The organism is Buchananella sp. 14KM1171 (genome assembly GCF_041380365.1).
Classification (GTDB): Bacteria; Actinomycetota; Actinomycetes; order Actinomycetales; family Actinomycetaceae; genus Buchananella; species Buchananella felis.
On sequence record NZ_CP159981.1, the window covers coordinates 1,883,079 to 1,901,442 of the forward strand.

Annotated in this window: 12 protein-coding genes; 6 read left to right on the forward strand and 6 right to left on the reverse strand. The window is 71.5% G+C overall.

What is annotated here, in order from left to right; all coding sequences use genetic code 11:
- Positions 1 to 38 precede the first annotated feature (38 nt).
- The 3 genes from murI (at position 39) to ABYF38_RS07275 (ending at position 4,494) form a co-directional block, all read left to right on the forward strand.
- Positions 39 to 839: a glutamate racemase gene (gene murI, locus ABYF38_RS07265; RefSeq protein WP_371151722.1), complete on the forward strand. Its 801-nt coding sequence runs from the start codon at positions 39 to 41 to the stop codon at positions 837 to 839.
- Complete coding sequence (locus ABYF38_RS07270; protein WP_371151723.1) at positions 836 to 1,618, forward strand: MBL fold metallo-hydrolase; 783 nt, start codon at positions 836 to 838, stop codon at positions 1,616 to 1,618. The genes murI and ABYF38_RS07270 overlap by 4 nt, the downstream gene beginning before the upstream one ends.
- A 221-nt stretch (positions 1,619 to 1,839) precedes the next feature.
- A complete protein-coding gene (locus ABYF38_RS07275; RefSeq protein ID WP_371151724.1) occupies positions 1,840 to 4,494 on the forward strand; it encodes a phosphoenolpyruvate carboxylase in 2,655 nt (884 codons plus the stop codon).
- A 181-nt stretch (positions 4,495 to 4,675) separates the two neighbouring features.
- On the opposite strand, the gene rdgB is transcribed toward ABYF38_RS07275, so the two are convergent.
- The 4 genes from rdgB to ABYF38_RS07295 all read right to left on the reverse strand — a co-directional run bounded on the left by rdgB (position 4,676) and on the right by ABYF38_RS07295 (position 10,549).
- Positions 4,676 to 5,281: an RdgB/HAM1 family non-canonical purine NTP pyrophosphatase gene (rdgB, locus tag ABYF38_RS07280; protein WP_371151725.1), complete on the reverse strand. Its 606-nt coding sequence runs from the start codon at positions 5,279 to 5,281 to the stop codon at positions 4,676 to 4,678.
- Positions 5,278 to 6,162 carry a ribonuclease PH gene (gene rph, locus ABYF38_RS07285; RefSeq protein ID WP_371151726.1) on the reverse strand — a complete coding sequence of 295 codons (885 nt, stop codon included), beginning with the start codon at positions 6,160 to 6,162 and terminating at the stop codon, positions 5,278 to 5,280. Before rph ends, rdgB begins: the two co-directional genes overlap by 4 nt.
- Entirely contained in the window at positions 6,162 to 6,641 is a 480-nt protein-coding gene (locus tag ABYF38_RS07290) for a peroxiredoxin (RefSeq protein WP_371151727.1), read from the reverse strand. Before ABYF38_RS07290 ends, rph begins: the two co-directional genes overlap by 1 nt.
- 101 nt (positions 6,642 to 6,742) lie before the next feature.
- Complete coding sequence (locus tag ABYF38_RS07295; protein ID WP_371151728.1) at positions 6,743 to 10,549, reverse strand: beta-N-acetylglucosaminidase domain-containing protein; 3,807 nt, start codon at positions 10,547 to 10,549, stop codon at positions 6,743 to 6,745.
- A 143-nt stretch (positions 10,550 to 10,692) separates the two neighbouring features.
- Between ABYF38_RS07295 and nudC the strand changes: the two genes are divergently transcribed.
- Positions 10,693 to 11,658 (forward strand): NAD(+) diphosphatase, encoded by a 966-nt coding sequence (gene nudC, locus ABYF38_RS07300; RefSeq protein WP_371151729.1) that lies wholly within the window; start codon positions 10,693 to 10,695, stop codon positions 11,656 to 11,658.
- 34 nt (positions 11,659 to 11,692) lie between these two features.
- Complete coding sequence (locus tag ABYF38_RS07305; RefSeq protein ID WP_371151730.1) at positions 11,693 to 13,708, forward strand: ATP-dependent helicase; 2,016 nt, start codon at positions 11,693 to 11,695, stop codon at positions 13,706 to 13,708.
- 168 nt (positions 13,709 to 13,876) lie between these two features.
- Here ABYF38_RS07305 and ABYF38_RS07310 read toward each other — a convergent pair whose 3' ends face one another.
- Both ABYF38_RS07310 and ABYF38_RS07315 read right to left on the reverse strand, forming a co-directional pair.
- On the reverse strand, positions 13,877 to 14,779 hold the full coding sequence (locus tag ABYF38_RS07310) for a hypothetical protein (protein WP_371151731.1): 903 nt from the start codon (positions 14,777 to 14,779) through the stop codon (positions 13,877 to 13,879).
- 583 nt (positions 14,780 to 15,362) lie between these two features.
- The gene (locus ABYF38_RS07315) at positions 15,363 to 16,829 is read right to left on the reverse strand and encodes a zinc-dependent metalloprotease (protein WP_371151732.1); all 1,467 of its coding nucleotides are present in this window, start codon (positions 16,827 to 16,829) and stop codon (positions 15,363 to 15,365) included.
- 78 nt (positions 16,830 to 16,907) lie between these two features.
- Here ABYF38_RS07315 and ABYF38_RS07320 point away from each other — a divergent pair, with 78 nt between their 5' ends.
- Positions 16,908 to 18,326 carry a PDZ domain-containing protein gene (locus ABYF38_RS07320; protein ID WP_371151733.1) on the forward strand — a complete coding sequence of 473 codons (1,419 nt, stop codon included), beginning with the start codon at positions 16,908 to 16,910 and terminating at the stop codon, positions 18,324 to 18,326.
- The last annotated feature ends 38 nt before the right edge of the window (positions 18,327 to 18,364 follow it).

The window sequence follows — 18,364 nt, forward strand, 5'->3', positions numbered from 1 at the left end:
GTGGGCACAACCGCTCCCGCCCGTTACCGTCAAATGTCATGAATGATGCTCCTATCGGTATTTTTGACTCCGGCGTGGGCGGGCTAACGGTGGCCCGGGCCGTGCTGGATCAGTTGCCGGGGGAATCGATCTACTACATCGGGGACACCGCCAACAGCCCCTACGGTCCTAAGCCGATCGCCCACGTGCGCGAACTCGCCCTGGAGGTGATGGACCGCCTGGTCAGCGAGGGCGTCAAGTTGCTGGTGATCGCCTGCAACTCCGCCTCCGCCGCCGTGCTGCACGACGCGCGCGAGCGCTACGCCATCGACGCCGGCATCCCCGTGCTGGAGGTGATCCGCCCGGCCGTTCGCCGCGCCGTGGCCACCACCTCCACCGGGCGCATCGGCGTGATCGGCACCCAGGCCACCGTTTCCTCCCGGGCGTACCCGGACGCGTTCGCGGCCGCCCCCTCGCTGCAGATCACCCAGGCGGCCTGCCCGCGCTTTGTGGAGTTCGTGGAGAACGGCACCACCGCCGGGCCGGAGCTGCTGGAGGTGGCCCGCGAGTACCTGGCCCCCATCCAGGAGGCGGACGTGGACACCCTGGTGCTGGGCTGCACGCACTACCCGCTGCTCACGGGAGTGATCTCTTACGTCATGGGCGACGGCGTCTCCCTGGTCTCCAGCTCTGAGGAGACCGCCAAGGACGTCTACCGCGAACTGGTCAACCACGACCTGCTGCGCTCGCCGGAAGCCGGTGCGCCCACCCACACGTGGGCATCGACCGGGCAGCGCGAGCCATTCTTGCGCCTAGCTGGGCGCTTTCTAGGCCCCAACGTCGGAGGGATGCAGGAATGAAGCTCACGATCATCGGCTCCTCCGGTTCCATGTGCGGGCCGGACAGTCCGGCTTCCTGCTACCTGTTGCAGGCGCCGCACGCCGGGCGCACCTACTCTGCGGTCTTCGACATGGGGCCGGGCGGCAACGGCGCCCTGCTGCGTTACCTTGACCCCGTCGACTTGGACTTCATTGGTATCTCGCACTGCCACGCCGACCACATGGTGGACCTGATTGGGCACCAGGTCTACCGCAAGTGGCACCCGGAGGGGCACCTGCCGCGCACCCGGCTGTGGGGGCCCTCTAACCTCACCCAGCGGATGCTGGGCGTGAGTGGGGACACCGACGTGAGCGACTACAGCGCCGAGTTCGAGCTGGGCCAGTGGCAGGTGGGTCAGACCATCGAGGCCGGGCCGTTCCGGATCACCGCGTTCCGGGCCGAGCACCCGGTGGAGGCCTACTCGCTGCGCGTGGAGGGGCCCTCGGTTGACCCCGCCCGCGCCAGCGCCGTGTTCACCTACACGGGGGACACCGACCGCTGTGAGGGCGTGCTGGCTGCCGCCGCCGGTGCCGACCTGTTGCTCTCCGAGGCCGCCTTCTTGGAGCGCCACGGCATCGGGCCGGGCGTGCACCTGACCGGCAAGCGCGCCGGCGAGCTGGCCACGGACGCAGCCGCCAAGCACCTGGTTTTGACCCACATTCAGCCGTGGACCGACAAGCAGGAGACCGCCGGGGAGGCCCGCGCCACCTACGCCGGCCCGATTAGCGTCGCGCTGCCCGGGGATACCTTCGAGTTCTAGTCCGACGTTGCCGCCGGCCCTCTCCTTGTCGCGGCCTGTGGAGGCGCGGCCTGCCCCCTCCGCCGGGGCGCGGCTTTCTCGCTGCGGCGGGTGGGACGTCGGCCATTTCCCTCCCGTCGGGGCGCGGCTTTCTCGCTGCGGCGGGTGGAACGTCGGCCAGCGAAACGGGCTGCGTTGAGATAGGCCGCATGAATGTTGGTGGCGCGCGCTAACCTGAAAGCATGGTTGAACAAGCTGCGTCCCCACAAGCAGAGCAGATCGAAAGCAAGGTGCTCTCCGACCTTGCCCTCCTCAACTCCCTGCTTGACCAGATCGTGGTCGAGTACGGGGGAACGGGCCTGTTGTCCGACGTCGACCACCTGCTGGCACTAGCGCAGCGCGCCACCGCCTCCACCGTCAACGGTGCCGGCGACGCCGCCACCAAATGGACTGACGAGGCGGTGGCCTACGTGGCCGGCCTGGAGCAGGAGCGCGCCGAGCACGTGGCCCACGCCTTTACCTGCTACTTCCACATCGCCAACCTGTGCGAGGAACGCGAACGCGTCCGCCTGATCCGCCGCAACGCCGAGCAGGCCGGGCACGTGGGCACCATGGCAAAGGCCTACCTGGACCTGGAGGCCGAGGTGGGCAGCGAGCGGGCCCGCGCCGAGCTGGCCGGCATCGAGTTCCGGCCCGTCTTCACCGCCCACCCCACCGAGGCGCGCCGCCGCTCCGTCTTCGAGGCCGTGCGCGCCATCTCCGAGCTCTTGGACGCTCGTGACGATGCCCGCCTGGGCCCGCGCTCGCTGGAACGCAACCGCACCGCGATGCTGGCGGCCCTGGACCGGCTGTGGCGCACCGCCCCGCTGCGCGACGCCGCCCCCAGCCCGCTGGACGAGGTGCGCAGCGCCCTGACCGTGGTGGAGCAGACCTTCGTCTCCGCCCTGCCGGAGGTCTACCGGCGCTTTGACGACGACCTCTCCGGTGCCAACGCCGGCACCGAGGCCACCCTCAAGCACGGGTTCGTGCGCCTGGGCACCTGGATCGGCGGTGACCGCGACGGCAACCCCTACGTCACCGCGCGCGTCACCCGCGACGCCGCGCAGCGCGCCCACCAGTCCATCCTCTCCGTGCTGGAGGACAAGGCCCGCCACCTGGCGCGCACCCTCACAGTGGACGACTCCTTCACCCCGCCCTCCGGGCCGCTGCGCGCCCTGTGGGCCCGCCAACGCACCCTGGCCCCCGAGGTCGCCGAGGGGGTGGCGGCCACGCGCGCCGGGCAGACGCACCGGCGCGTGCTGGGCATGGTGGCCCGCCGCGTGGCGGCCACCAGCCAGGCCGACGCCCACCTGGCCTACCGCACCCCGGAGGAACTGCTGGAGGACCTGCTCACCGTGCAGGAATCGCTGGTGGCCGGCGGGGACCCGCGCGCCGCCTACGGGGAGCTGCAGGACTTCATCTGGCTGGTGCAGTCATTCGGCTTCCACCTGGCGGAGATGGAGATCAGGCAGCACTCCTCCGTGCACGCCAAGGCGCTGTTGCACCTGGCAGACCCGCGCCACCACCCGGTCCCACCCGTGGCGGCCGAGGAGGTGCTGGAGGTGTTTCGCACCATGGCGATGGTGCAGGCCCGCTACGGCGTGGACGCCTGCCGCCGCTACATCGTTTCCTTCACGAAGTCCGCTGCGGACATCGCGGCGGTGCACGAGCTGGCCCTGTGGGCCGTGGGCGACCCCGAGGCCCTGCCGGTGCTGGACGTGATCCCGCTGTTCGAGACCCACGAGGACCTGCTGGGCGCCACCCAGACCCTGGAGCAGATGATCCAGCTGGTGCCGGTGCGCAAGCGCCTGGAGGCCAACGGGCGGCGCCTGGAGGTCATGCTGGGCTACTCCGACTCCGCCAAGGACGTGGGTCCCGTGGCCGCCACCCTGGCGCTCTACCAGGCCCAGGCCGCCATCACCCAGTGGGCGCGGGACAACGACATCGTGCTCACCCTGTTCCACGGCCGGGGAGGTGCCCTGGGGCGCGGCGGCGGCCCCGCGGAGCGCGCCATCCTGGCCCAGCCGCCCCACTCCGTGGACGGGCGCTTCAAGCTCACCGAACAGGGCGAGGTCATCAACGCCCGCTACGGGGACCCGGAGATCGCCGTGCGTCACCTGGAGCACGTTACCTCCGCCATCCTGCGCGCCCAGATCCCCTCCCTGCAGCAGCAGGTGGCCGACGCCGCCGAGCGCTTCGCCCCCGTGGCCAGCGTGCTCGACGAGGCCTCCCGCGCCGAGTTCCTGGGCCTGGTGCACGCCGAGGGCTTTGCCCAGTGGTTCGCCAAGGTCACCCCGCAGGAGGAGGTGGGCCACCTGGAGCTGGGCTCCCGCCCCGCCCGGCGCGGCCTGCACGTCGAGTCCCTGGAGGACCTGCGCGCCATCCCCTGGAACTTCGCCTGGAGCCAGGCCCGCCTGAACCTGACCGCCTGGTATGGGCTGGGCGCCGCCATCGAGGCCGTGGGGGACATGGACGAGCTGCGCGAGGCCTACCGCTCCTGGCCCCTGCTGCGCGCCCTCATCGACAACATCGAGATGAGCCTGGCCAAGGCCGATGCCGAACTGGCCCGCCGCTACCTGGCCCTGGGGGAGCGCCCCGAGCTGACCGAGCGGATCATGGCCGAGTACGAGCGCACCGTGCGCGGCGTCATGGCCATCAAGGAAGAGGACTGCCTGCTGGGCCGCTCGGCGATCCTGCGCCGCGCCATCGAGATGCGCCACCCCTACATCAGCGCCCTGTCCATCCTGCAGCTGCGCGCCCTGACCCAGTTGCGCGGCGGCGCGGACACCCAGGCCGCCGCGCGCCTGATGAGCCTGACGCTCAAGGGCGTGGCCGCCGGCCTGCAAAACACCGGCTGATAGGCGGCGCGGGCGCGGTCAGGGGCGGGGCACCGGTGGTGCCCCGCCCCTGACCGCTTTGGGAGAGGAGTGGGGGACGACGCTGCCGCCCCGCCCCGCCAAACCGCCTGGCAGGGCTCCTTCGAGGCGCCCGGCCCGCGCGTTCTCGCCCGGCCACTGCCCTGGCCGGGCGGGCGGCCCGCTAGGGCAGCGCCCTCACGTAGGGAGCGATCGCCTCCAGCGCCCGGCGGCGGTGGGAGATACGGTTCTTCTCCTGCGCGCTCAGCTCCGCAGTGGTGACCTCGTAGCCGATCGGAACGAAGATCGGGTCGTAGCCAAAGCCGCCCTCGCCCCGGCGCTCGTAGGTCAGGTTGCCCGCGATCTCGCCGCGCACCACCTGCTCCACCGGCCGGCCGTCAGCGCCGGGCGCCACCAGGGCCACCACGGCCACAAACTGCGCCCCACGGTGGGCCGGTGGGACGTCGGCCAACTGGCGCAAAAGCAGGTCGGTGTTCTCCACCACGCCTGCGCCACCGGACCAGCGGGCAGAAAACACGCCCGGCGCGCCGCCCAGTACGTCCACGCAGATGCCGGAATCGTCGGCCAGCACCGGCAGGCCGCACTCCGCGAAGGCGGCGCGGGCCTTGAGCAGCGCGTTGGCCTCGAAGGTCACGCCGTCCTCCACGGGGGAGGACAGGCCCAGGGAGGCGGCGGAAACCACCTCCACCTCCACCCCCAGGTCGGTGAAGATCGCCTGGACCTCGCTGGCCTTGTGCTCGTTGAAGGTGGCCAGGACTACGCGCTTCACTCGGTGTCCTCCCCGTCCTGCGCGTCGACGCCCCACTCCTCGCCATCGGGGCTGGCGCCGCCCTCGGTGACGTCCCAGTTGCCCTCCAGCGCGGCCCTTTGCAGGCGCGCCAGCTCGCTGGTGCCGGCCAGGGCCAGGTCTAGCAGCTCATCCAGCTCGGCGCGCTTGAACGGCACGCCCTCAGCGGTGCCCTGCACCTCCACGAAGTCGCCGCTGCCCGTGACCACCACGTTCATGTCCGTGTCCGCCGCGACGTCCTCCACGTACGGCAGGTCCAGGCAGGCCCGCCCGTCCACCACGCCCACGGAGATCGCCGCCACCGAGTCCTTCAGCACGGGCCGGCCGGCCACCGGGTTGATGTGCCCGGCCGCGACACCCCAGGCCACCGCGTCAGCCAGCGCCACGTAGGCGCCGGTGATGGAGGCGGTGCGGGTGCCGCCGTCGGCCTGCAACACGTCGCAGTCCACCACGATCGTGTTCTCGCCCAGCGCCTGCAGGTCGATGATGGCGCGCAGGGAACGACCGATCAGCCGCGAGATCTCGTGGGTGCGCCCGCCGATCTTGCCCTTGACGCTCTCGCGCTGCGAGCGGGTGGAGGTGGCGCGCGGCAGCATCGCGTACTCGGCCGTCACCCAGCCCTCGCCCGAGTCCTTCTTCCACCTGGGCACCCCGGCGGTGAACGAGGCCACGCACAGCACGCGCGTGCCACCGAACTCGATCAAAACGCTGCCCTCGGCGTTGTCCAGCCAGTTGCGGGTGATGCGCACCGGGCGCAGCTTGTTTGTGCGCCGCCCGTCCGCGCGCCGGAAGGATGCGGTGGACGACGTTGCCTCCGCCCGCCCCGCGCCCACGGCCGCCTGGTTACTTGCCTGCTCGCCCATCAGATCCCCAGCTCCTTGCGCAGTCGGGCCACGTGGCCGGTGGCCTTGACGTTGTAGGCCACCTTCGTCAGGGTCCCGTCCGGTGCCACCACGAAGGTGGAGCGGCGGATGCCCAGGAAGATGCGCCCGTAGTTCTTCTTCTCACCCCACGTGCCCCAGGCGGCCGAGACCGCCTTGTCCTCGTCGCAGGCCAGCGCGAAGGGCACGGAGTACTTCTCGGCGAAGCGGTCCTGGGCGGCCACGGAATCGGGGGAGATGCCGATGACGCCGTAACCGGCGGCCTTGAAGCCGGCAAAGGAGTCGGTGAAGTCGCAGGCCTGCTTGGTGCAGCCCGGCGTGGAGGCCTTGGGGTAGAAGTAGACCACCACCCCTCGGGCGTGCTTGGTCAGCTCCTCGCTCAGCGTGACGGTGCCACCGCCGGCCACCGGGAGCGTGAAGTCGGGGGCCAGCTGGCCCTCCTCCAGTACGACGTCGCTCATTTCTTCTCCTTTCGCCAGGGAAAGTGTGGCACGGAAAGACGCCGGTGGGGCGGCCGGCCTCACGCCGACCGCCCCACCGGGCGCGCTTTGGGAGCACGCGGCTACTTCACGAGCCGCTCCAGCTCCTGCTGCACGTTGGTGTCCAGCGACGTAGTGCCGCCGTAGAGGCGGATGGCCTTAGCGCCGCTGGCCTTGACGAAGTCCGCCGTGGTGCCCGGGACCGTGTTGGAGCGGGTGAACAGCAGCACACCCTGGTCCTTGGCCACGTCCACGCCGCCCGCCAGGGCGTCCACCAGGGACGAGCCGTTGGCGATACCCACCAGCTGCGCCGAGGGCATGAAGCGCGTGGCCAGCGAAGCGGCCGTGTCGTAACGGTCGGTGCCCGCCACGACCACCGCCGGGCGCACCCCCACCGCCTGCAGGTCGCGGGCGGCGCCGCCACCCACGGCCAGGGCGGCGATGCCGTTCTGGCGCAGGTAGTTCACGCTCGCCTGCGAGTGGGCGCTGTTGGCGACCAGCAGGATCGGCAGGTCCTCCTTGGCGGCGACGGGGCCGGCGGCCAAGGCGTCGGCCATGGACTCGCCGTTGACCACGAACGCCCGCATCGCCACCTCGCCGGTGGCGCGCTCCATCTCCGCAGCTGCGAGCACCGAGGTGGCGTACCGGGTGGGGCCACCCACGCGGTCCACGACGATGCCCATGCCGACCAGCTTGTTCTCCGCCGCGGCGGAGATGGAGCCGGTCTGGCCCATGACCACCACGCGCTCCACCTTCGCGTCAGCGAGCCATCGCTCCACGCGGGGGTCCAGCTCGCGGCCGGTCAGCAGCAGCGGGGCGTCGAGCGCGTCGGCCAGCGGGGTCGCCACCAGGCCGTCAGCGGGCGCCCACGCGTTCGCCAGGACCACCGTGGTGGCCTTGTCGCCAGCGATCTTCAGGGCCGTGTCGATCCGGTCCGTGCCCTCGAAGCGCTTCATCGGCGGCTGCGGGGCCGGGGTGGCGGACTGCGTGGGCTCCGGGGTGGCGGACTGGGTCGGCTCCGGGGTCGCGCTCTGCGTGGGCTCCGGGGTCGCGCTCTGGGTCGGTTCCGGGGTCGCGCTCTGGGTCGGCTCCGGGGTGGCGCTCTGCGTGGGCTCCGGGGTCGCGCTCTGGGTCGGTTCCGGGGTCGCGCTCTGCGTGGGCTCCGGGGTCGGCGGCGTGGTGCCGTCCAGCGCCGGGCCGGTGCGCAGAGCGAACTCCTGCACCATCACCGGGTCCGGCCCGGTGAAGTCCAGGCGAACCGCCGTGGCCCCGGCCGGGATGGCGGCCTCGTGCAGGGACTCGTCGGAGTCGATCGTGCCGATCTGTGCCCACTCACCGGCCACCTGGGCCTCGATCTTGCCCTTACCCATGCCAACCACCGTGGCGAACTTCGGGGTCGTGCCCGCCTGGATCTGGCGGGTGATCGTGCCCTTGTCCTGGGTCACGGGGGCCATGAAGCCGGTCTCCAGCTTGCCATCAGCGACGGACAGCACCGTGCCGGAGGCGGCCTCGAAGGTGGTGGAGAACGAGGTGACCGTGCCGGCCACCTGGAACTCGCGGATCTTCACCCACTTGCCACCCGGGTTGTTGCTGGTGGCGCGCAAGCGAACGAAGCGGGCCTCCTCCGGGGTGGCCAGCTGCAGGTGAACCACCGGCTGGTTGGAGACGGTGCCCACCTGCTTCCAGGAGTCGCCCGTGGCGGAAACCTCGATGACGCCGCTGTAGATCATGTCTCCACTGGTGGCGGTGTCGTTGTCGGACTGCTGCAGCTTGATGGAGCCGATGGTCTTAACCGAGCCCAGGTCCAGCTGGAAGTAGCGGCCGGTGTCACCCGCGGTGTTGGACCACCACAGGGTGTCCGGGTTGCCGTCCACGGCCTTGGCCGGGGAGTTGTTGCTGTACTGGCCCATGTTGGTGCTGGGCTGAGCGGAGTAGGCGGCAGCGCCCGGCATCGGGGTGGCGCCCAGCCAGGCGTCCAGCGGCGGGAACAGCTCGGCCTTCAGCTCGTCGAAGCGCGTGTCGCCCACGGAGGGGACGATGACTGCCTTCTGCAAGACGGAGTCCTCGCGCATGTCGTCCACGGTCGGCTGGAGGGTCAGGTCGTGGTAGACAACCCCGGCCGTTACCCCGGTCGCCACCGCCTCGCCGGTGCCGGCCTTGACGGCGTCGTTGGCCGCGATCAGGTTCCCCAGGCTGGCGGCCCACCAGGCGGCGGACTCGATCCAGCCCTGGGCGTCGGTCACGAAGCCCTTGTTGTCCATCTGCGCCAGCACCTCCGGCAGCTCGGAGAGCACCTGGAGGCGGTCCAGCAGCGGCTGCTTGTTGCCCGCGCGGAAGGACTGCAGGTCGGCGGTGAACTGGGGAGCCAGCGGGGAGTTGGGACGGTAGGGGCGCCAAGATTGGTTGACGTCGGCGAATACCTCCAGCGCCTTGCGCACCTGCGGGTCCGGTCCGGCCAGCTCATCCAGGATCCGCTTGTAGGTCTTTTGCGGGTTGTAGGCGGGCGGGTTCCACGTGTAGTCCGCGTAGCCCGCCAGCGAGATCAGGGAGGCGTAGGGCTGGATCATCGGGTTGGCGGTGAAGCCCTCGATGTACTTGTAGAGGTTGGGGGAGCGCCCGTCCAGGGGGTTGAGGAACAGGCGGTTGCGCTGGCCGTCGTTGACCGGGAAGTTGTCCCAGATGTAGAGGCGGTTGGTGCGGTAGGAACGCACGGCGGCCTGCACGGAGGCGTCGGTAATCGTGTCACTGAACACGCCCTCACCGGTCCACTGCACCCGCACCTTGTCGTTCAGCTTCTCGCCGAACTGGCGCTTGTAGGGATCCTCCCGAGAGCCGTTGTAGTTGGTCGGGACGGTCTGCAGGTCGTCCAGGTTGTTGGGCTCGATGTACTCGGTCTGCAGCTTGTTGAGGAACTCCGCCTGCGCCACGGCAAGGAAGCCCCAGTTGGGGATGTTGCCGTACTTCTCGCGGTCCTCCTGGCAGTTGAGCCTCGGGTTGATGTCGTCCAACGCCACGTAGAAGGAGTGGCCGCCCTTGGAGCGGATCTGCTCGAACTTGGCCACCACCTGGTCGTAGTCCGCCTGGCGGGAGTAGCAGATGGTGTTACCGGGGGAGATCACGTAGGTGAAGTCCACGTGGTTGGCGTTGGCGCGCTCGATGAGCTCGCCCATCCGGTTCAGCTCGTCCGCCGGGTAGAGCGTCTTCCACTGGTGGCGGGCCAGCTGGTCGTCCTTCGGGCTGTAGATGAACGTGTTCATCTTGTTCTTGCCGGAGAACTCGATCAGGTCCAGGCGGGCCTGGTGGGACCACGGGATGCCGTAGAAGCCCTCGATGGTGCCGCGGATGCTCATCAGCGGGTTGTCGCGCACCGCAGCGCCCGCCACGTTGCCGTCCACCACCAGCTGGCGCAGCGTCTGGGCGCCGTAGAACGCACCGTCGGCGTCCTTACCGGCCAGCACCACGGTGGGGACGTTCTGGTAGGTGGTGGTGGCAAGGACGTAGCCCTCCGCCTTCAGGGAGGCGGGCCCCTCCACGCTGGCGGCGGCCAGGGCGGCGGTCACGTCGGTGCCGGTGCCGTCCAGGGAGAGCAGGATCGCGGTGCCGCTGGTGGGCATGGCCTGGGCCACGGTGGCCGTGCCGCCCGCTGCCTGCACGATCTCCCGCAGGACGCGGATCGTGGGGGCGTCCGCGTCGGCGGGGGCAACGATGGTTACCGCTCCCTTCAACGCCACCGAGGTGGTGTTGGCGGTCATCGAGATCGGGGCGGGGAATACCTCGGGAAGGGTCTCATCAGCCAGGGCCGGCGTGGCCAGGAAGGCGGGTGAGACCAGTGCGCTAAAGGCTGCGGCCATTGCGGCCAGCAGCGCTACTGGTTTGCGTTGGATGGGCACTTTTCACCTTTCAGCGTCATTGATAAAAGGGATGCAGTGTTGAGCTGCTCGTCTCACCCTAGTCCTCTTGCCCCGCCCTATACCCCTGTTTGAAACAGGCAAGGTGGCGAAGGGCGGTGGCGAGCATGTGACACCCTTTAGAGGTGTTCGCTCCGATCCTGTCGCGCTCCGGCTTCGTCAAGCCCTACCGGGACCCCGCCGCCGTGGGCCTGGCGCTGGCCGACCCACTCGCCCAAGTCCTGCCCGTTTCCCCCACCGGCAAGGTCCCCCTGGACGCCGCCGGGACCGGGCTGCGCTGGCTGAGCGGCCCCACCGAGTCAGACATCTACCTGGGCCGCTCCCTGGCCGCCCTCTCCGCCGGCGCCGATTCGTTCGACCTTGGGGTGGACGACGCTGCCGCCGGCCGCCTCTCCGCGCGGCCGCCTCTGGGACAGGCGGGCGGCAACGTCGGCCACCAAAACCTGGAGAATCGGCCGCTGTTTGTGCGGATGGTGGCGCAGGAGGGCCCGGACTGGGCGGGGCTGGCCGACGTGGCGCAGCAGTTGGGGGCGGTGGACTGTGCCGCGGCGGTGGCGGGCTGCGCGCTGGCGGCGTTCCACACCTCGCACGGTTTTTGCCCCTCCTGCGGGCGGCCCAGCCAGATGAGCGAGCAGGGGTGGGCGCGGCGGTGCACGGGCTGCGGGGCGGCCGTGTTCCCGCGCGTGGATCCCGCCATCATCGTGGCGCTGCTGGACCAGGACGACCGCCTGCTGCTGGCCAGCGGGCCGCGTCACCGGCCCGGGTGGCGCAGCGTGATCGCCGGTTTCGTGGACCCGGGAGAGTCGCTGGAGTCCACCGTGCGGCGCGAGGCCCGCGAGGAGGTGGGGCTGGAGGTGACCTCGCTCAGCTACGTCACCTCCCAGCCGTGGCCGTTCCCGCGCTCGCTCATGCTGGCCTTCACGGCGCGCGTGACCGGGCAGGTGGCCGTGGACGGCGTGGAGGTGACGCAGGCGGACTTCTACACGCGCGCCCAGGTGCGCGCCCTGACCGCCAGCGGGCAGCTGCGGCTGCCGCGCGGGGCGTCGGTGGCCCGCCTGTTGATCGAAAGCTGGCTGGCCGAGCAATGTTAGTGGGGCCTGGCATGATGGAAAGCCAGGAGGAAAAATGGCTCAAATAGCTGGGGATGCGCAGGCTCTGCTGGAGGCACTGGACCCGGACCAACGCGAGGTGGCCACCCACCTGCGCGGGCCGCTGTGCGTGCTGGCCGGCGCGGGCACCGGCAAGACGCGGGCGATCACCTACCGCATCGCCTACGGCGTGGCCACGGGGGAGTACCTGCCCGCCTCGGTGTTGGCGTTGTCCTTCACCTCCCGCGCCGCCGGGGAGATGCGCTCGCGGCTGGGAACGCTGGGCGTGTCCAAGGTGCAGGCCCGCACCTTCCACTCCGCCGCCCTGCGCCAACTGACGCACTTCTGGTCCAGCGCAGTGGGCGGGCAGCGGCCCCCGCTGCAGGAACACAAGGCGCCCCTGGTAGCGGCGGCCGCCGCCCGCATGGGCCTGGCCACGGACAAGACCACGGTGCGGGACCTGGCCAGCGAGGTCGAGTGGGCCAAGGTGAGCCTGGTGGGGCCGCAGGACTACGCGGACGCGCTGCGCACGGCGGGGCGGGAGGCACCGGCCGGGCTGGAGCCGGGGCGCGTGGCCCAACTGCTGGAGCTCTACGAGATCGCTAAGCACGAGCGCAACGTGCTGGACTTCGAGGACGTGCTGCTGGTGCTCAAGGGCATCCTGTTGGAGCGCGAGGACATCGTGCGGGCGGTGCGCAACCAGTACAGCGTGTTCGTGGTGGACGAGTACCAGGACGTCTCCCCGCTGCAGCAGTCCCTGCTGGACTCCTGGCTGGGGGAGCGGCGCGACATCTGCGTGGTGGGGGACGTGGCCCAGACCATCTACTCCTTCACCGGCGCCTCCCCGCGCTACCTGACCGGCTTCGCGCGCCGCTACCCGGGGGCGCGCACGATCCAGCTGGTGCGCGACTACCGCTCCACCCCGCAGGTGGTCAGCCTGGCCAACACCGTGCTGGAAAAGGCCGGGGCCGGGGCGCGCCTGCCCGGTGCGGTGAAGCTGGTGGCGCAGCGGCCCTCCTCCGTGCCGGTGGAGTTCGAGGTCTATTCGGACGACGCCGCAGAGGCCAGCGGGATCGCCGCGCAGGTGGCGGACCTGGCCAGCAAGGGCGTGCCCCTTTCCGAGATCGCGATCCTGTACCGCACCAACGGGCAGTCGCAGGCGTTCGAGGACGCGCTCTCCGCCGCCGGGATCGGTTACGTCATGCACGGCGGGGTGCGGTTCTTCGCCCGCCCGGAGGTGCGCGAGGCCATGCTGCTGCTGCGCTCGAACGCGAACTCCGCCACCGAGGCGCTGCCCACCGCGGTGCGGGAGGTGCTGACCAGCCTGGGCTGGAGCGAGCAGCCCCCGGCCGCGCGCGGGGCCGTGCGCGAGCGCTGGGAGTCCCTGCGCGCCCTGGACGAGCTGGCCGCCACCCTCCACGAGGAGCGGGGCCTAGACCTGCCCGCCTTCGTGGCCGAACTGGAGGAGCGGGCCGCCTCCCAGCACGCCCCCACCGTGGAGGGCGTCACCCTGGCCTCCCTGCACGCCGCCAAGGGCCTGGAGTGGGACGCGGTGTTCCTGGCCGGGCTCAGCGACGGACTGTTGCCGATCTCGCTGGCCGAGCTGCCCGAGTCCATCGAGGAGGAACGCCGCCTGCTCTACGTGGGGATCACGCGCGCCCGCGAGCACCTGCGCCTGTCGTACGCCCGCGCTCGCCACAGTGGCGGGCGGGGGTCGCGCAAGCCCAGTCGCTTCCTGAACGGGATCTGGCCCAGTGACGTCACGCCGCAGCGCACCGGGCGCGCTGCGGCGCGCGAGCGGCGCGAGCGTTTCAGCCTGGACGCCGACGCCGCCACCCTGGTCCTGTTCGAGGAGCTGGTGGAGTGGCGCGCCGCCGAGGCCAAGGCCCAGGGCAAGCCCGCCTACACGATCTTCCACGACGCCACCCTGCAGGACGTGGCCCTGCAGCGGCCCACGGACCTGGACCAGCTGGCGCGCGTGCGCGGGGTGGGGGAGACCAAGCTGCACCGCTACGGCCCCCAGCTCCTGGCGATCTGCGCCAAGGGAGTCTAGGCGCGGCAGGCGCGGCCGGCCTGTGCCGGGGCCGGCGGCGTTCCGGGCCGCAGGCGCCTGCCGGGGTGTGGCAGCGCCGGGAGTGTGGCAGCGCCGGGGGCGTGGCGATGCGTGGCCGCGCCGGCCCGTGCCGGGGCCGCTGGCGTTCGGGGCCTGGCGGGTGCCGGGTTAGTCGAGCTCCCAGGACTCCGGGGCCGCGCCGCAGCCGCAGTCCGGGTGGGCGCTCACCGGTTCGACCCGCGGATAGGGCTGGTCCAGTTCCCACACCATCCGTGCGGTACCCAGTGCCCCCGCCGGTGCCCGGTCCGGCCAGGTGAGGAAGGCGAGGGCGGCCTGCAGGGCCGCTGCGGTGGCGATCGAGCAGACCTGCGCCGGGGGCGGGGACTTGCGCAGGTTGCGCACCTGGCAGATCAGCGCGGGCCAGGCCGGGTCCTGGGCCGTCATGGCCAGGTCCTGGCAGCGCACGCACGGGGTCACGCCAGGAACCACGACGGGCCCCACCCGCACGGTGGCCTCCTCCACCACCACGGGCAGGTGGGCCTGGTCGGTGACCAGCAGCTGGCCGCACGTCCAGCTGTCCACCGCAGCCAGGCCCATCACCACGGCGAGCTGGGCGGGCTTCACGGTAGAAAACTCCCCGGCCGTCAGCTCGCCTCCTTCGCGATCCTGCGGGGTGTCGATGCTGCCCACCCCGGCGGCGGAGAGGGCCTCCACCAGCGGATTGACCAGGGAGGCCGGGCCCCAGACGCTCACCGCGTCCCGTGGGCGCTGGCGCAGCCGGCCCGTCTCCATGCCGGCGCGCCGCAACGTGTTTTCCAGCTCCACCAGTGGCGCGGGCGCGGGGCCGGAACGCCCCTCGACAAGTAGCCCGGCCCGGCGCAGCTGAGAGACGACCTGCGGCCCCAGGCGTTGCTCGGCTCGCCCGGACTCCACCCGGCCCCGGGTCATGCGCTCCAGGCAGGCCAACTGGGCCTCGTCCAGGCCACTCAGGCGGACGTGGGCGGGGCCAAAGCCCACCTGTACCTCGTCGCCGGTGCGCCACAGCACCTCCACACCGCTCACCAGTTGCATCAGTTCACCCGCCTTTCGTGCCACCTACGGTAGGCAGAGGCCCAGTCGGAGTGCTGCGAGGTGGGGGAGGGTGTGGAAAACCCGGCCGGCCCCGGGACGGCGGTCGGGTGTCGGTGGGCTTCTGCCCGGTGGGAGCGCTCGGGGCGGGGCGCTGGCCCGGTGGGAGCGTTTGGGGCGGAGCGCGAGCAGCGAGCCTGGGGTCAGTTGGCGCGGTGAGCACGTGCGGTGAGCGGGCGCCGGGGCGGAGCGCGAGCAGCGAGCCCGGGGTCAGCTGGCGCGGTGACCAGGCGTCGAGAGCAGGCGCGGGGGCGGAGCGCGAGCAGCGAGCCTGGGGTCAGTTGGCGCGGTGAGCGGGCGCTGGACCGGTGGCACGGAGCGTACAAGCGTGCGGTCGGGGTACATGCGACCGCTTGGGGGCGTGGCACCGGTCGGTCGCATGTACCCCGATGCAGCATTTGCGAGCCCGGGGTCAGCTGGCGCGGTGAGCACGTGCGGTGACCAGGCGCAGGTGCGGAGCGCGAGCAGCGAGCCCTGGGTGCGCGAGCGCCCGGCCGCCGCCAGGTGGGAAAACCGGGCGGCGCGCCTAGGCGTCGGCGTCGCGGGCAGCGTCGTCCTGCGGCAGGGAACCATCCAGGAGGCGGGCCAGCTCGTCGTCCATGGCGGCGCTCTCTTGCGCCTCCATCTCCCGCAACTGCACGAACGTGGAGGGAGAATCCAGGTCGGCGCCGGAGGGAATCAGGTCAGGGTGGCCCCACAGGGCGTCGCGCTCGGCCACGCCCCGCTCGCGGGCAACGTTGGCCCACAGCTCGGCGGCGTCGCGGGCCCGGCGCGGGCGCAGCTGCAGCCCCACCAGGGAGGCGAACAGATGCTCGGCCGGACCGCCCACCGCGCGGCGTCGGCGCATGGACTCGCGCAGCGCCACCGCGTGCGGCAGGTGCGGGGCCACGGCGCTCGCGGTGACCTCCTCCACCCAGCCCTCGATCACGGCCAGCAAGGTCTGCAGCTCCTCCAGGGCGCGCTCCTGCGCGGCGGACTGGCGCGGCGAGAACATGCCACCGGTCAGCGCCTGCTGCAGCGCGGCCTGGTCTGAGACGTCCACGCCGCGCAGCGCCTCCTCGATCGCCTCGGTGTCCAGGCGGATCTCGCGGGCGTACTGACCCAGCAGGCTGAGCACGTGGCCCTTGAGCCACGGCACCCCAGCGTAGAGGCGGGCGGTGGCCGCCTCGCGGGTGGCCAGGAACGCCAGGACCTCGTCCGCCGGCACCTCCAGGGAGTCCATGAAGGCGGACACGTTAGTCGGCACCAGGGCGGCCGTGCCCACGGTCAGCGGCAGGCCGGAGTCTCCCGCCCCCAGCACCTCCTGGGCCAGCTGGCCCACCGCCTGCCCCATCTGGGTGGCGAACACCAGCCCGGCCATGCGGTGCAGCATCGTGCCAAGGCCCGGCCCGGAGGTAGGTCCGGTGGCGGCGCCAGTGGGGTCCATCTGCGCCATCAGCGCATCCAGGCCGTCGAAACCGTTGAACCCCGCCAGTCCCTCCAGGCCGGCATCCGCTCCGCTCAGGTCCACGCCCTGGGCACTGGCCTGCTCCGCCAGGGCCTGGGCCAGCGCGTCGACAGCAGACAACGCCACCGGCTCCATCACCTCGCGCCACACGGCGATGGTCGACTCCACCCACTGGGCCCGTGCCCACACCTTGCGTTCCATTCCCGCCGGGGCCAGGTCGGTTACTACGTCCAGCCACAGGTCCGCCACCTGCATGGCCTGGCGGAAGTGGGCGTCCTGCGCAGCCATGACCGCCGGGTCGCCGCCCTGGTGGGCGACGTGCCGGGCGGTGTCCCGCGCCAGATCCCAGTTGATCCCGGCGGGCTGGGCCAAGAGCCGCTTGGTCTGCTCCATCATGGCGCGCAGCTGTACCTCGTTAAATCCGCCCAGTGCGGCGCCCATCTGGGCCGGGTCCAGGCCGGCCTGCCGCATAGCGGCCATCATCTGGTCGGCGTTCTCTTGCCCGAGCAGGTTTCGCAGCACGTCTTCCCAGTTGGCTTCAGCCATGACGCCTCCTTTGCTTCTAGCGCCTCACAGTAGCGGGCATCCCTGAGAGCTTTCAGGAAGAGGTGAAAGAATGCCCCCGTGAATAACCCGTCTATGCCTGGAACCGGCCCCCAGGGCGGCCAGGAAAACCAGACCCCGCCGCGCTGGGGGGACCGCCCCGTCGCCATCGGCTTCCAGTCGGGCACCGCGACCCCGGCCGGCCCCTTCGGTTCCGCCACCGCGACCCCGGCAGGCCCCTTCGGTTCCGCCACCGCGACCCCGGCCGGCCCCTTCGGTTCCGCCACCGCGACCCCGGCAGGCCCCTTCGGCCCCAACCAGCAGGCCCCCTTCGCCCCCGGCCAGCCCCACCAGGTGCCGGGCGGCAAGCGCAAGCGCGGCAGGGCCGGCAAGCTCACCGCGTTCCTGGTGACGGTGGTGGTGCTGGGGGCGGCGGCGCTGGGCGTCTCGGCGCTGCGGGCCCCCTACGTGCTGGAGGGCCCCGGCCCCACCCTGGACGTGCTGGGGGAGGCCAACGGTGGCCCGGTGCTGGCCATCGACGGGCTGCCCACCTACGACACGTCCGGCGAGCTGCGCATGACCACCGTCTCCGTGCGAGGCGGGCCGGGCTACCACGTCACCTACTGGGAAGTGGTGCGCGCCTGGCTGGACCCGGAGTGGGACGTGGTGCGGGAAGAGGAGGTCTACCCGCCGGGCACCACGCAGCAGCAGGTGGATCAGCAGGGCGCGGCCCAGATGGTCACCTCGCAGGAGAACGCCATGGCGCGCGCCCTGACCGAGATCGGCCAGCAGGTGCCGGCCCAGCTGACCACCGTGGGGGTGGGGCAGGGCTCTGACGCGGAGGGCAAGCTGGAGGAGGGTGACGTGCTCACCTTCATCTCCGCCCCCGGCCGCGAGCGCGTGGCACTGGAGTTCTACGACTCGATCCACTCCTTCTTGTCCGACACCGAGCCGGGCACCGAGGTGACCCTGGAGTACCTGCGCGACGGCAAGCCCGGTCAGGCAAAGATCGTCACCCGGGCCCCGGTCAACGGGTACACCGGCGGTCCGTTGCTGGGGGCCTCGGGCTCCCGGCTGGGCATCTACCTGAGCGTGGACATGGACCTGCCCTTCGACGTGGCGATCTCCGTGGACGGCATCTCCGGCCCGTCGGCCGGGCTCATGTTCACCCTGGCTTTGATCGACAAGCTCACCCCCGGCGAGCTGACCGGCGGTGCCAACGTGGCCGGCACCGGCACGCTGGGCATGGACGCCACCGTCGGCCCGATTGGGGGCGCGCCCATGAAGATCGCCGGCGCCAAGCGGGATGGGGCCGAGTACTTCTTGCTCCCGGTGGACAACTGCGCCGACGTGACCGGCCGCTCCCCGGAGGGCATCCAGGTGGTGGCCGTGGCCTCCCTTTCCGAGGCACGCCAGGCCCTGGAGCAGATCGCCGCCGGCCAGAACGGCCAGTTGCAGACCTGCGAACAGGCCACCGCCCGGCTGGAGAGCCAGCAGTAGGGTGGACGACGCTGCCCCCGCGCCCTACTTCTTGGGCG

Bases quoted from the DNA above. Each gene is read 5' to 3' on its own strand.
- ABYF38_RS07270 (WP_371151723.1), top strand. From the start codon at position 836: ATGAAGCTCACGATCATCGGCTCCTCCGGTTCCATGTGCGGGCCGGAC.
- murI (WP_371151722.1), top strand. From the start codon at position 39: ATGAATGATGCTCCTATCGGTATTTTTGACTCCGGCGTGGGCGGGCTA.
- ABYF38_RS07275 (WP_371151724.1), top strand. From the start codon at position 1,840: ATGGTTGAACAAGCTGCGTCCCCACAAGCAGAGCAGATCGAAAGCAAG.
- ABYF38_RS07290 (WP_371151727.1), bottom strand. From the start codon at position 6,641: ATGAGCGACGTCGTACTGGAGGAGGGCCAGCTGGCCCCCGACTTCACG.
- ABYF38_RS07315 (WP_371151732.1), bottom strand. From the start codon at position 16,829: ATGGCTGAAGCCAACTGGGAAGACGTGCTGCGAAACCTGCTCGGGCAA.
- ABYF38_RS07305 (WP_371151730.1), top strand. From the start codon at position 11,693: ATGGCTCAAATAGCTGGGGATGCGCAGGCTCTGCTGGAGGCACTGGAC.
- ABYF38_RS07310 (WP_371151731.1), bottom strand. From the start codon at position 14,779: ATGCAACTGGTGAGCGGTGTGGAGGTGCTGTGGCGCACCGGCGACGAG.
- rph (WP_371151726.1), bottom strand. From the start codon at position 6,162: ATGGGCGAGCAGGCAAGTAACCAGGCGGCCGTGGGCGCGGGGCGGGCG.